Below are 11,902 nucleotides of genomic sequence, written 5' to 3' on the forward strand. Positions count from 1 at the left end.
AATGACCGAGAACCAGCGCCGTTTCCCGTTCTTCCACGAAGTCGACGCACCCGAGGGTGCCGAGAACTGGCGATCCATGTACCCGTACTACCTCGTCCCCGGCGAAGAACGCCGCGATGAGGAGGACGCCGGCTTCTGGTTCGCCGACACCATGCACTGGTCCCGCGGCGTGCACCCCTTCGACAGCATCGGCGCCGAGGCGGTGTACCTGGGCGCGGGCCAGAACAGCGCCCGCATCTTCGTGCTGCCGACGTCGCTGGGCCTGGACGTGCGCGTGATGAACGGCTACGTCTACATTCGTCCGATCGCGATCACCGACCCAGAGGAGATCGGCCGCCGCGTCGAGGTCTTCCAGGAGCGCGCTGGCCACTACTACGCCAACTGGGACGAGCTGTACGCGAAGTGGAAGACGAAGGTCACCGACGCCGTCGAGCGCATGCGCACCATCTCGTTCCCTCCGCTGGGCGAGTACGACCCGATCGAGGTCGTGACCGAGGCTCGCGGCGTCTCCACATCGTGGGACATCATCGCCGGATACCACCGCCTCATCGACGACTTCTTCGTGATCTGGCAGCACCACTTCGAGTTCCTCAACCTCGGCTACGGCGGGTACATCGTCTTCTTCCAGTTCTGCAAGCAGGCCTTCCCGCAGATCAGCGACCAGGAGATCGCCCGCATGGTCGCCGGTGTCGACGTGCTCGCCTTTCGCCCGGACGACGAACTGCGTCGGCTGGCCACCCTCGCCGTGGAGCTCGACCTCGTCGAGGAGGTCGCCGCCGCACGCGACGCCTCCGAGACGTTCACTGTGCTGGCGGGCAGTGAGAACGGGCGCCGGTGGCTGGCCGAGTACGAGACCTCGAAGAATCCGTGGTTCGACTACTTCGCCGAGTACGGGTTCACCAACGACCAGGAGACCTGGATCTCCGACCCGAACATCCCCATGCAGGGCATCGGTCGCTACGCCCGGCGCATCGCAGCCGGCGAGGTCGTCAGCCGTCCCGTCGAGCGCTTGCGCAGCGAACGCGATGAGCTCGTCTCGGAGTACCGGGATCTGCTCAGCGAAGCGGAGAAGGCGCAGTTCGACGAGCTGCTGAACCTCTCACGTACGGTGTTCCCGTTCATCGAGGAGCACAACATCTACGTCGAGCACTGGGCACACTCGGTGTTCTGGGAGAAGGTGAAGGAGCTCGGCGACTTCCTCGTCAGCGCCGGCTTCACATCCACCCGCGACGACATCTTCTACATCAACCGGTTCGAACTCGACGAGGTCCTCGCCGACGTCGTGCAGTCCTGGGCGATCGGCGTCCCGGCGCGCGGCAAGGAGCGGTGGGCTGCCATCGTCGAGGAGCGCCGCGGCATCGTGGCCGCTCTCCAGGCCGAGGGCGCGCCGCCGGCGTACGGCGTTCCTCCGATCGAGGTCACGGACCCCTTCGCGGTCATGAACTACGGCGTCACCACCGAGCGGGTCCAGGACTGGCTGGGGTCGGAGGACAGCGATCCCAACGTCCTGTCCGGGATCCCCGGCGGGCCGGGAACGTACGAGGGGTCCGTCCGGGTCCTGAAGACGGAGAAGGACCTCGCCAGCCTGCAGCCGGGAGAAGTCCTCGTGGCCGCGATCACCGCCCCCAGCTGGGCGGCGGCCTTCTCCGTGGCATCGGCGGTCGTCACGGACATCGGCGGCATGATGAGCCACGCGTCGATCGTGTGCCGCGAATACGGCATCCCCGCCGTCGTGGGCACGGGCTTCGCCACGGCACGGCTGAAGACCGGACAGCGCGTCCGCGTCGACGGTGACACCGGCGCCGTCACCATCCTCGAGGAGGCATCGGCATGAGCTTCGATCCGCACGCCTACACATACCGGTTCGACGAAGAGGGATGCACCCACGCACGCCTCGTCGGCGGCAAGGGCAAGGGTCTCGGTGAGATGACCGCCGACGGCCTTCCCGTCCCGCCGGGATTCGCGGTCAGCGCCTCCGCGTACCGCCGATTCCTCGATCAGGACAATCTCCGGCGCGACATCGCCGCTCAACTGAAGGATCTCGACCCGGAGGACTATGCGGAGATCGAGGCCGCCGCCGAACGCATCGACATCCTCATGGCCGCGTCACGGCTCCCCGCTGACGTCGCCGAGAAGATCCGCGAGGGGTACGCCGCACTGAGCGTGCTCAGCGGTGTCGAGGACGTCGCCGTCGCCGTACGGAGCAGCGGAACGGCGGAGGACTCCTCCGCCGACAGCTTCGCCGGCGAGTTCGAGACCTGGGTCGACATCAAGGGCATCGATGACGTGCTCGCCCACGTGCACCGCTGCTACACGAGCGTCTACGCCCCCCGCGTGATCCGCTATGCGCTCGAGCGCGGCATCGACCTCGCCCGTGTCGAGATGGCCGTCGTCGTGCAGAAGACGGTGAGAGCACGGACCGCCGGGGTGATGTTCACCCTCGACCCGATCAGCGGCGACCGCTCCCGTATCGTGCTCGAGGCGAGCTGGGGTCTCGGTCTCGCGGTCGTCGGCGGGGAGGTCACCCCCGACCGGTTCACGGTGAGCAAGGTGGGTCTGTCGGTGCAGTCGCGCGTGCTCGGGGACAAGCGGGTCGAGTACCGCCGAGGCGACGGCACGACCGAGGTCCCGGAGGAACGGCGCGACCAGCTCTGCCTGAGCGACGAGGAGGTCGTGGCGCTCGCGGCCTTCGGCAAGAGGCTGGAGAAGCGCCACGGAGGTCCTCAGGACATCGAGTTCGCCGTTGACGAGGAGCTCCCCGAGCGTGAGAACCTGCTGCTGCTCCAGTGCCGTCCCGAGACGGTGTGGAGCGGGGTCGAGCGTGCACCCGCCTTCGACCCGAAGGAGAAGATGATGTCGTGGATCACCTCGAGCATCACGGTGCCGACGAAGACCCAGACGTCGGGAGGCCATCGACATGGTTGAGGGGCCCGAAGTACTGATCCCCGCTCCTGAGCGGCCGCGGGAAGGATCTCAGACAGCGGAGTACCTCGCCTGGCTCGAGGACGAGCGCGGACTGACGTTCGCGGACTGGGGCGAACTGCACCGGTGGTCGATCGACCATCTCGAGGACTTCTGGCAGAGTGTGTGGGATTTCTTCGAGGTGATCGCGCACACGCCGGCCACAGCGGTGCTCGAGGGGCGGGCGATGCCCGGTGCCCGGTGGTTCCCCGGGGCGACGCTGAATCTCGCCGAGCATGCATTGCGTGCGGGCGCGCATGAGGACGACGTCGCCGTGATGGCTTCGTCTCAGACGCGCGCCGACATCTCTCTGACGTTCGGGCAGCTGCGCGATCAGGTCGCACATGTGCGCGCCGGGCTGGAGGAGCTCGGCGTCCGGGCCGGGGACCGAGTCGCCGCGTATCTGCCCAACATCCCGGAGACGCTCGTGGCCTACCTCGCCACCGCGAGCCTCGGCGCGATCTGGGCATCCTGCGCTCCGGAGTTCGGCGTGAAGGGCGTGCTGGACAGGCTGGGACAGATCGAGCCGACCGTGCTGTTCGTCGTCGACGGGTATCGCTACGGGACGAGTCAGGGCGTGAAGGTCATCGATCGCGCCGATGACGTGCGTGCGATCCGCGACGGACTGCCGTCCGTGCGACACGTCGTCAGCGTGCCGTACCTCGGCGACGGCATCGGCGACGCGACGTCGTGGGACGAGCTGATCGGCATCGGCGCCGGGACGGGACGAGAGCTCTCGTTCGAGCCTGTGCCGTTCGATCACCCACTGTCCGTGCTGTTCACCTCCGGCACGACGGGACTGCCGAAGCCGATCGTCCACGGGCACGGCGGCATCCTCCTGGAGCACCTGAAGAATCACGCCCTGCACTGGGACCTCGGCCCCGGCGACCGGCTGATGTGGTTCACCACCACGTCATGGATGGTGTGGAACGCCGTCGCGTCGGCACTGCTGACGCGGTCGAGCATGATCCTCATCGACGGCAACCCTGTCGGGCCGGACCCCGACCTCCAGTGGCGGCTGATCGAGAAATGGCGCCCGTCGGTGGTCGGCCTCAGCGCCGCCTTCCTGCTGCACGGCATGCGGGCAGAGCGTCATCCGACCCGTGAATTCGACCTGACCAGCATCCGTCAGCTCGGTGTGGTCGGCAGCCCGCTGCCGACCTCGGCGTTCGACTGGGTGCACGAGGAGTTCGGCGACCGGGTGCTGCTCAACGTCGGCAGCGGCGGCACCGACGTCTGCACCGGACTCGTCCAGGGCGGCCCATGGCAGCCGGTGTACCGCGGCGAGATGGCGGGGCCGAGCCTCGGGGTCGACGTCTGCGCCTTCGACGACGACGGCCTGGAGGTGATCGGCGAACTCGGGGAGCTCGTCGTGCGCAAGCCGATGCCGTCGATGCCCGTCGGCTTCTGGGGCGACACGGACGGGAGCCGCTATCGCGCCGCCTACTTCGAGGTCTATCCGGGGGTGTGGCGGCACGGCGACTGGATCCGCTTCAGCGATGTCGGCAGTTGCATCATCACCGGCCGCAGTGATGCGACGCTCAACCGCGGAGGGGTGCGGCTGGGAACGGCGGACTTCTACGGAGTCATCGACGCGTTCCCCGAGATCGCAGACAGCCTCGTCGTGCATCTCGACGATCCGGACGGTGGGAACGGTGAACTGCTGCTGTTCGTCGTCGCCGCGGAGGGACACGAGGTGGATGACGAGCTCATCGAGCGTCTGCGCGGTGCGATCCGCGCCGAGCTGTCACCTCGCCACGTTCCCGATCGTGTGCTGCGGGTGGACCTGCTGCCGCACACGAGGACCGGCAAGAAACTCGAGGTCCCGGTCAAACGCATCCTGTCGGGGCGTCCTCTGGCCGAGGCTGTCGACCCGGATGCCGTGGACGACGCGGCTGCTCTCCAGCAGTTCGTGGAACTGGCGGCACTGCGATGACGGCCGCCCGGACGGCGATGCGCGTCGAGGATCTCGTCGCGGTCGACATGCACGTGCACGTCGAGGCCGACGACCACGGCCACTTCGCGCTCGACCAGGAACTCCTGGATGCGTCCGCGGCCTACTTCCGGAGCGGATCGGACCGGACGCCGACGATCGACCGGATCGCCGCGAAGTACCGGGAGCTGAGGATGGCCGCGGTCGTGTTCACGGTCGACGCGACATCCGCACTGGGACAGCCCGCGCTGAGCAGCGCCGAGATCGCCGACGCCTGTCACGCGAACGCCGACGTACTGATCCCGTTCGGGTCGGTGGATCCCAACCTCGGCGCCGCGGCAGTCGAGACGGCGAGGGCGCTCATCGAGGACCACGGAGTGCGGGGGTTCAAGTTCCACCCGAGCCTGCAAAACTTCGACCCGTCCGACCGGGCCCACTGGCCCCTGTACGACCTGCTGGCCCGGCACGGGATGATCGCGCTGTTCCACACCGGCCAGACGGGCATCGGTGCGGGGCTGGACGGCGGGCGCGGCATCCGCCTCAGGCTGTCCGAGCCGATGCTCGTGGACGACGTGGCTGCGGCCTTCCCCGCGTTGCGCATCATCCTCGCCCACCCGTCCGTCCCCTGGATGGATCAGTCGTTGGCGATGGCCACGCACAAGGCGAACGTGTTCATCGATCTGTCCGGGTGGTCGCCGAAGTACTTCCCGCCGCAGCTCGTGCGCCAGGCGGGCTCACTCCTGAAGCGCAAGGTGCTCTTCGGGTCGGACTTCCCGCTCATCGACCCGACCAGGTGGCTCACCGATTTCGAGCGCCTCGACATCCCGGAGGAGTCGCGTTCGCTCATCATCCGGGACAACGCCATCGCCCTCCTCGGGCTCAACGGGCAGGACGGCCGATGAGCGCCGTGGATCCCTCCCCACCAGTGGAGTCGGTCGACCGCGCGCTCGTGCTGCTCACGTCGCTTCGACGAGGCGAGGTCCTGAGCGTCTCGGATGCGGCGGCGATACTCGGCGTCGCGCCGTCCACCGCTCACCGCCTGCTGTCGTCCCTCGTCTTCCGCGATTACGCCGTGCAGGACAGGGACCGGCGCTACCGGTTGGGTCCTGCCCTCATCGATCAGCGCGCTGAGTCGCTGACGTTGAGCCGGATCCGGTCGCTGGCGCACCCGGCGCTGGAGAAGTTGAACGATGACCTGGGAGAGACGGTCCAGGTCATGGTGCGGCACGGCCGCAACATCCGCTTCCTCGACGGAGTGGAGTGCGGACTGCCTCTGCGTGTCGGAGTCCGCGTCGACGACGAGATGCCCGCGCACTGCTCCGCGGGAGGCAAGGCGATCCTCGCGGCGATGTCTGCGGCGGAACTGGACCGCCTGTACGCCAACGGCCTGCCCGACTGGCCGACCGCGCGCTACCGCGATCTTCCCTCGCTCAAGCGGCATCTCAGCCGTATCCGCCAGCAGGGGTACGGCGCGAACTTCGAGGAGACCGAGCAGGGCGTCAGCGGCTTGGGCGTCGCCGTCCGAGACCGACTCGATCGCCCCGTCGCCGCCTTCACGGTGGCGGTGCCGGCATCCCGCTTCGTCCGGTCGCAGGTGCCGGAGATGCGCGATGCCCTGCTGCGGACGGCGAACGAGTTCCAGGAGGCGCTGCACGCCGGGGAGTGATCAGTGCCGGGTGGTTCGGCACGAAGCGGGGCCGCGACGCGGCGGCCGGTAAACTCGAAGGCGACTTGCAAGGAGCTGCCATGACCACCGCGCCTGACGCGCCCACGCCCGCACCCGTCGCCGAAGGCGAGGACATCCACGAGCAGAAGGCCGTCCGTCTCGCCAAGCGCGAGAAGCTCATCGCGCAGCGGGAGGACGCCGGCGGCGGTGCGTTCCCCGTCGCCGTGCCCGTCACGCACACGATCCCCGCGCTGCGCGCGGAGTACGGCGAGCTCGAGGCAGGCGCCGAGACCGGCGTCGTCGTCGGCGTCGCCGGCCGCGTCGTGTTCAGTCGCAACACCGGCAAGCTCTGCTTCGCCACCCTCCAGGCCGGCGACGGCTCGCGCATCCAGGCGATGATCTCCCTCGCCGAGGTCGGCGAGGAGTCGCTCGCGCGCTGGAAGGAGTTCGTCGACCTCGGCGATCACGTCTTCGTGCACGGGCAGGTCATCTCCAGCCGCCGCGGCGAACTGTCGATCATGGCGGACGACTGGAAGATCGCCACCAAGGCCATCCTCCCGTTGCCCAACGCCTACGCCGAGCTCAGCGAGGAGGGGCGCGTCCGCAGCCGCTACCTCGACCTCATCGTTCGCGAGCAGGCCCGAACGACGGTGCGCGCACGGGCTGCCGTCAACGCGAGCCTGCGGGCGACCTTCGGCGCGCACGACTACCTCGAGGTCGAGACGCCCATGCTGCAGGTGCAGCACGGCGGTGCGTCGGCTCGTCCGTTCATCACCCACTCGAACGCGTTCGACACCGAGCTTTACCTGCGCATCGCGCCGGAGCTCTACCTCAAGCGCGCCGTCGTCGGTGGCATCGAGCGTGTGTTCGAGATCAACCGCAACTTCCGCAACGAGGGCGCCGACTCCACGCACAGCCCCGAGTTCGCGATGCTCGAGGCCTACCAGGCCTACGGCGACTACAACCAGATGGCGGAGCTCACGCAGGAGCTCGTGCAGCAGGCAGCCATCGCGGTCTCCGGTTCCACCACCGTCACCTGGGCGGACGGCACGGAGTACGACCTCGGCGGCGAGTGGGACCGCATCTCGATGTACGACTCCCTCTCTGCCGCCGCCGGCCGCACCTTCACGGTCGACGACTCCGTCGAGGACCTCATCGCGTTCGCCGAGGCCAACGGCGTGGACATCCCTCCGCACGCCATCCACGGGAAGCTGATCGAAGAGCTCTGGGAGCACTTCGTGAAGGGCGACCTCGTGCGGCCGACCTTCGTCATGGACTTCCCCGTCGACACCTCGCCCCTCGTACGTGAGCATCGCTCGCTGCCCGGCGTCGTGGAGAAGTGGGACCTGTACGTCCGCGGATTCGAACTCGCCACCGGGTACTCCGAGCTCGTCGACCCGGTGATCCAGCGTGAGCGTTTCGTCGAGCAGGCCAAACTCGCCGCCCGCGGCGACGTCGAGGCGATGCGCGTCGACGAGGAGTTCCTCCGCGCGCTCGAGCACGGCATGCCGCCGTCCGGAGGCATGGGGATGGGGATCGACCGTCTCCTCATGGCGATCACCGGGCTCGGCATCCGAGAGACCATCCTGTTCCCGCTCGTCAAGTAGCATCCATGGGTCGTCCGCCGCGGCGGAACGCCCATTCGGGGAGCACAGCGCCGTCGATCAACGCCTCGAGCAGGTGGGCCATCGGATAACCGGGTGCGATCCGCCGTGCCTGCTCGAGGTATTGGGACGCGTTCGTCGAGCGGCCGAGCGCCCAGGACATCCACGCCGCCATCGTGAGTGGTGCGGGCCGGAAGGCGTGGGGCGCGCAGGCGGCGGCCGTCCGCGCGACGACGAGGGCGGCGCGGAGGCGGTCGAGGTCGGGACCCGGCCCCTGCCCGATGATCATCCGTCCGAGGTCGTCCGGAATGGCTGCGCCGTCCATCGAGAACGCCAGTTGCGCCTCCCACGCGCGGAGGCCCGTCGGCAGATCCGTCGCCCACTGCAGCAGGGCCGCATCACGGATGGCCGGACGGTCGAGGCACCACAGCAGCGCCGCGGTGACGAACGGCGTCTCGGCATCCGGCGGCCGTTCGATGAGGGACTCGAAGAACTGCGGCATGTCGTCGAGCAGCAGGGTCGCCGCGATGGCCTGCGGATCGACGCGAGCAACGGACTTGGTCTCCTCGAGCGAGAGTGCCGCCTCGAGCTCACCCAGCGCACGCTCCACGCGCTCCATCTCGCCGAGGTCGGACGGGGGGAGCATCCCTCCGGTGTACTGATCGACGGCGGGGTCCACGTCGCCGGCGACCGTCGGCGCGGCCGGAATCCCGGACAGCGTACGGACGGCCGGGTCGTCGTCGAGATAGCACGACCAGCCATCGGTCATCACGCACAGTGCGTCAACGATCCGCAGGCCGGACGCGACGGCGAGCGTGACGAGCTCCTCGACGAGGACCGTCTCCGGGAGTACGACGCCGTCGGGGGTGCGCTGCGGGTGGTCGTCGCTGTAGACGACGACGGCGATGGCCTCCGTGCCGGTCACGCGGGAGACCAGGCCGATCGCGGCATCGACGTACTCGTCGAGCGCCGAGCGGTCGACCGGCAGGTCCATACGCATCGCGCCGTGTGCCCTGGACTGCGCGAACGGGAGGAGCACGAGGCTCCGGCGAGGCGTGAACCCGGCGAGTGCGGGGACGAGGCTGAGGAACTGGGCGGGATCAGAGGCGTGCAGGACGGTGGTCATGCGGCGAGTGTGGCGCACCAGGCGCGGTGGGAACCGTGGTCCACAGGGGGCCGTGCGTGGGCTCAGCCGTGCAGGAGGAGTCGCCGTCCTCCCCGCCGTAGCGCGTACCATGGAGGCATGGACAGCTTCTGGGGTGCGGTGGTGTGGTCGCTCCTGCCGACCCTGGCCGTCAGCGTCATCTTCTTCTTCGTCCTGCGGGGGATCATCCGGTTCGATCGGACCGAGCGCAAGGTGCACGCCGAGATCGAAGCCGAAGAGCGCGCGGCGCGCGGTCTGCCTCCCCGCGCCTGACGGCACGGCCCCGCCCCCGGCACCGGCTACGCTGAGAGGGTGCGCCGGTCTCGGCGCGTGAGAACGGATCCTGGGGTGGCGCGTGGAGCAGTGGCCGTGGTGGGTGCTGGCGATCGCATTCGTCGTCGACATCGCCATCCGCATCACCGCCATCATCGTGATCCCGCGCAACCGGCGTCCGATGTCCGCGATGGCATGGCTGCTCGCGGTGTTCTTCATCCCGTACATCGGTGTCGTGCTGTTCCTCGTCATCGGCAACCCGCGTCTTCCGCGCGCACGCCGTCGCAAGCAGGATCAGATCAACCGGTACATCGCCGCGACGAGCGACAAGCTCCACTTCGGCACGTTGCGCCCGAACGCCCCTGACTGGTTCCGCTCCGTCGTCACGATGAACCAGAACCTCGGTGCCCTGCCGATCTCCGGGGACAACGGCGCGCACCTGATCAGCGACTACCAGGAATCCCTGGACGCCATGGCCGAGGCGATCCGCTCCGCCCAGGAGTACGTCCACGTGGAGTTCTACATCCTCCAGTCCGACGACTCGACCGACAACTTCTTCCGCGCCCTCGAAGAGGTCGCCGCGCGCGGGGTCTCCGTCCGCGTCCTCCTCGACCACTGGGCCAACCGGTGGAAACCGCGCTACCGCGCGACGGTCAAGCGCCTCAACGCGATGGGGGCGAACTGGCACCTCATGCTGCCGATGCAGCCGCTGAAGGGCCGGATGCAACGGCCCGATCTGCGCAACCACCGCAAGCTCCTCGTGATCGACGGGAAGGTCGGCTACCTCGGTTCACAGAACATCACCGACTCCTCGTACAACCTGCCCAAGAACATCAAACGAGGGCTGCACTGGGTCGACCTCATGGTCCGTGTCGACGGTCCCGTCGTGCTCAGCCTGAACGCGATGTTCCTCAGCGACTGGTACAGCGAGACCGACGAGATCCTCAGCGAGATCGACATCACGAACGCCGAGATCGGCACCGGAGACCTCGACTGCCAGATCGTGCCCTCAGGGCCGGGATACGAGGTCGAGAACAACCTGCGCCTGTTCCTCGCCCTGCTCTACGCCGCCAAGAAGAAGATCGTCATCGTCAGCCCGTACTTCGTCCCGGACGAGGCGCTGCTGCTCGCGGTGAGCTCGATGTGCGACCGCGGCGTCGAGGTCGAACTGTTCGTCTCCGAAGAGGGCGACCAGGCGATGGTCTACCACGCCCAGCGCAGCTACTACGAAGCGCTGCTGCGCGCCGGCGTCCGGATCTGGATGTACCGCAAGCCGTACATCCTGCACACCAAGAGCCTGACCATCGACGACGAGGTCGCCGTCATCGGTTCGAGCAACATGGACATGCGATCGTTCGGCCTGAACCTCGAGGTGTCGATGCTCGTGCGCGGTGGGGAGTTCGTCTCCGAGATGCGCGCTGTCGAGGACCAGTACCGCACCCTCAGCCGTGAACTCACGCTCGAGGAGTGGCTCCGTCAGCCGCTGCGGTCGACCGTCCTGGACAACCTCGCGCGACTGACGTCCGCTCTGCAGTGAGCGGCGGTCTTCGCGCGATAGTCTGATCCCGTGAAGAACCCGACGCGACTGGTCCTGTCCGCCGCCGCCGCACTCGCCGCCGCACTGATCGTCACCGGATGCACGGCATCCCCCGGCGAGCAGGGCCCGACGAGCAGTGCAGAGCCCGACGACACGGGCAGCACGAGCACGCCGGCCGACGGCGACGACTTCGAGGCGGCGTGGCTCGACGACGGCCGGATGTTCGCGATCGTCACCTGGGGATCGTCCACCTGCATCCCGTTCGTCGACGAGGTCTCCGCTGAGGGGCAGAACGTCACCGTCGCTCTCACGCTCAGTTCTGATCAGCAGGCGTGCACGGCCGACTTCGCGCCGCGCGCGAGCGTCGGAGCGCTCCCGGAGGGCGTCGACCCGACGAAGGATGTCGAGTTCCTCGTGACCCTCGACGAGATCACCGACGACGTCGATCTCGACGGCAACCCCGCACTGACCGGCGTCCCCGGTGAGGCGACGGACTACGAGCCGAGCGCCGGATGGTTCGACGACGCCGGGATCGTGCTGCTCACGTGGGGTTCGTCCGGCTGCCCGCCGGTCGTCGAGAGCATCGACACCCAGGCCACCGGCGCGACGGTGAACTTCAAGACCGAGGACCGCGCCTGCACCATGGACATGGCTCCTCGCGCGACCCTCATCGGCCTGGAGGGCGAAGTCGACGACGACGCGGACTACACGCTGACGCTCGTCGGAGACGACCTCGACGCGACGGTCGACGTCCTGCGCGGCTGAACTCACCTGCGCGGTTGAG

General features: G+C 68.3%; 10 protein-coding genes. 9 read left to right on the top strand and 1 reads right to left on the bottom strand.

Annotated elements, in window-relative coordinates:
• The first annotated feature begins 1 nt into the window (after position 1).
• The 6 genes from HD600_RS08355 (at position 2) to lysS (ending at position 8,167) form a co-directional block, all read left to right on the top strand.
• Positions 2-1,834, top strand: a complete 1,833-nt coding sequence (locus HD600_RS08355; RefSeq protein WP_184282925.1) for a PEP-utilizing enzyme — start codon at positions 2-4, stop codon at positions 1,832-1,834.
• On the top strand, positions 1,831-2,925 hold the full coding sequence (locus tag HD600_RS08360) for a PEP/pyruvate-binding domain-containing protein (RefSeq protein WP_184282927.1): 1,095 nt from the start codon (positions 1,831-1,833) through the stop codon (positions 2,923-2,925). Before HD600_RS08355 ends, HD600_RS08360 begins: the two co-directional genes overlap by 4 nt.
• Positions 2,918-4,897, top strand: coding sequence for an acetoacetate--CoA ligase (locus tag HD600_RS08365; RefSeq protein ID WP_184282929.1), 1,980 nt, complete (start codon positions 2,918-2,920; stop codon positions 4,895-4,897). The genes HD600_RS08360 and HD600_RS08365 overlap by 8 nt, the downstream gene beginning before the upstream one ends.
• A complete protein-coding gene (locus tag HD600_RS08370; protein WP_277816227.1) occupies positions 4,894-5,796 on the top strand; it encodes an amidohydrolase family protein in 903 nt (300 codons plus the stop codon). Before HD600_RS08365 ends, HD600_RS08370 begins: the two co-directional genes overlap by 4 nt.
• Positions 5,793-6,560 (top strand): IclR family transcriptional regulator, encoded by a 768-nt coding sequence (locus tag HD600_RS08375; protein ID WP_184282931.1) that lies wholly within the window; start codon positions 5,793-5,795, stop codon positions 6,558-6,560. The genes HD600_RS08370 and HD600_RS08375 overlap by 4 nt, the downstream gene beginning before the upstream one ends.
• An 80-nt stretch (positions 6,561-6,640) precedes the next feature.
• Positions 6,641-8,167 (top strand): lysine--tRNA ligase, encoded by a 1,527-nt coding sequence (gene lysS / locus HD600_RS08380; protein WP_144794659.1) that lies wholly within the window; start codon positions 6,641-6,643, stop codon positions 8,165-8,167.
• Here the strand turns inward: lysS and HD600_RS08385 are convergent.
• Positions 8,160-9,290 carry a DUF4192 family protein gene (locus tag HD600_RS08385; RefSeq protein ID WP_184282932.1) on the bottom strand — a complete coding sequence of 377 codons (1,131 nt, stop codon included), beginning with the start codon at positions 9,288-9,290 and terminating at the stop codon, positions 8,160-8,162. The two genes, lysS and HD600_RS08385, sit on opposite strands and share 8 nt — an antisense overlap.
• 117 nt (positions 9,291-9,407) lie before the next feature.
• On the opposite strand from HD600_RS08385, the gene HD600_RS08390 reads away from it, so the two are divergent.
• The 3 genes from HD600_RS08390 (at position 9,408) to HD600_RS08400 (ending at position 11,883) form a co-directional block, all read left to right on the top strand.
• On the top strand, positions 9,408-9,581 hold the full coding sequence (locus tag HD600_RS08390; RefSeq protein ID WP_184282934.1) for a hypothetical protein: 174 nt from the start codon (positions 9,408-9,410) through the stop codon (positions 9,579-9,581).
• 82 nt (positions 9,582-9,663) lie between these two features.
• Positions 9,664-11,118, top strand: coding sequence for a cardiolipin synthase (gene cls, locus HD600_RS08395; protein WP_338402189.1), 1,455 nt, complete (start codon positions 9,664-9,666; stop codon positions 11,116-11,118).
• Positions 11,119-11,148: 30 nt separating this feature from the next.
• Positions 11,149-11,883, top strand: a complete 735-nt coding sequence (locus HD600_RS08400; protein WP_184282935.1) for a hypothetical protein — start codon at positions 11,149-11,151, stop codon at positions 11,881-11,883.
• Positions 11,884-11,902: the final 19 nt, after the last annotated feature.

Source organism: Microbacterium ginsengiterrae, assembly GCF_014205075.1.
GTDB lineage: Bacteria > Actinomycetota > Actinomycetes > Actinomycetales > Microbacteriaceae > Microbacterium > Microbacterium ginsengiterrae.